This window comes from Paenibacillus sp. OT2-17, assembly GCF_009827695.1.
In the GTDB taxonomy this organism is placed as follows: domain Bacteria; phylum Bacillota; class Bacilli; order Paenibacillales; family Paenibacillaceae; genus Paenibacillus; species Paenibacillus polymyxa_B.
The window spans coordinates 1-1,449 of record NZ_WUDQ01000748.1 but is presented as its reverse complement, the minus strand read 5'-3'; the positions used below and the strand labels follow the sequence as shown (position 1 = coordinate 1,449).

1 protein-coding gene and 1 pseudogene are annotated in these 1,449 nt (G+C 47.7%); both read left to right on the top strand.

Annotated features, from left to right (window positions below; all coding sequences use genetic code 11):
- The coding region (locus tag GRP75_RS26740) for an ABC transporter ATP-binding protein (RefSeq protein ID WP_160790868.1) at window positions 1-1,219 on the top strand (1,219 nt) is incomplete at its 5' end.
- Window positions 1,194-1,449, top strand: a pseudogene (locus tag GRP75_RS26735) (ABC transporter ATP-binding protein); the annotation flags it as partial. The gene GRP75_RS26740 and the pseudogene GRP75_RS26735, both read left to right, overlap by 26 nt.

The window sequence follows — 1,449 nt, the reverse complement described above, 5'->3', positions numbered from 1 at the left end:
GGTCGTCATGCGCGGCTTAAGGCTAGAAAAGCGCTATGCAGCCATTACTCCAGTAGGTGTGATGATGCTGGCAACACCAATTATTTTGGTCATTGTATACGGAGGATACCTGATACAACAAGGAGAGCTGAATGCTGGAGGCATTGTACTTTTTTTATACCTGATTTCGTTCATATTACAGCCGATTGCCATGCTGCCGACAATCATTTCGCAAATGAAGGAAGCGGGTGGAGCCGCAAAGCATTTGTTTGAGGTGCTGGATTGGCAGAATGAACGTCAGAACGGCGAAATGACCTTGGTAGATCAGAGGCGAGAGAATAGGGCACCTCATTTGAAAGACGATGCAGATGGGGAAGCCAACCGAATGAGTGAAGGCGGAGCAGAAAGCGATGATGACGTTGATAGTGTTGCTGTAGTCAGTTTTGAGCATTTGACCTTTGGCTACGATGAAGGGAACACAGTGCTGAAGGATATCAGCTTCCAGGCAGGGCAAGGGGATATGGTGGCGATTGTCGGTGCCAGCGGTGGCGGTAAAAGCACGATTTTCAAGCTGCTTTGCGGATTTAATGAACCTGGAGAGCATGCCGGAACCATTCAACTATTTGGAAAGAGTTTGACAGATTGGAATTTAACAAGCCTGCGCAGTCATATTTCGATGGTATCTCAGGAGTCGTCGCTTTTTCCGGCCACCATTGCAGAAAATATCGGATATGGACGTCTGGAGGCGACTCGGGAAGAAATTGTCGAGGCGGCGAAAGCGGCACATGCGCATGATTTTATTGTTCAACTTCCCGAGGGCTATGAAACCCTGTTAAGCGAGCGGGGAGGCGGATTGTCTGGCGGTCAAAAACAGCGTATTTCTATAGCAAGAGCATTACTGAAAAATGCTCCGCTGCTTCTATTGGACGAGCCGACTTCAGCACTCGATAGTCAGTCGGAGGCTCAGGTGCAGAATGCGATGAATGCGGTAATGCAAAACCGGACGGTACTGGTCATTGCTCATCGACTGTCAACCGTACGTCAGGCGAACCGTATTATTGTACTCGATCAGGGGAGCATTGTGGAATCGGGTTCTCATGAGGAGTTACTAGGTCGTGATGGTGTGTACCGAAAGCTGTATTTGAAAAATTTTGAAGAAGAACAGCATACGGCGGAAAACGGTAATTCGTTGCCTGAGGAAAGGAGTGAGCGTCGTGACCTTCAAGCAGGGGTTTTATGAATTTAAGCAGTTGATGTCCCTGATGAAGCCGCATCGAAAATGGTATTTTACCGGGCTGGTTGGCAATAGTCTGACCAATGCCAGCATCACGATTTTACTTTCTTTCGTGGTGCATTATTTGCTGAATTTTGCGGTTAATGGCGATGTACAGGAGCTATACCGAGCGGTCTATTTGGTCAGTGGTACATTTTTGGCATTAAGTCTTATTTCCCCCCTGTGCAGCTATATGT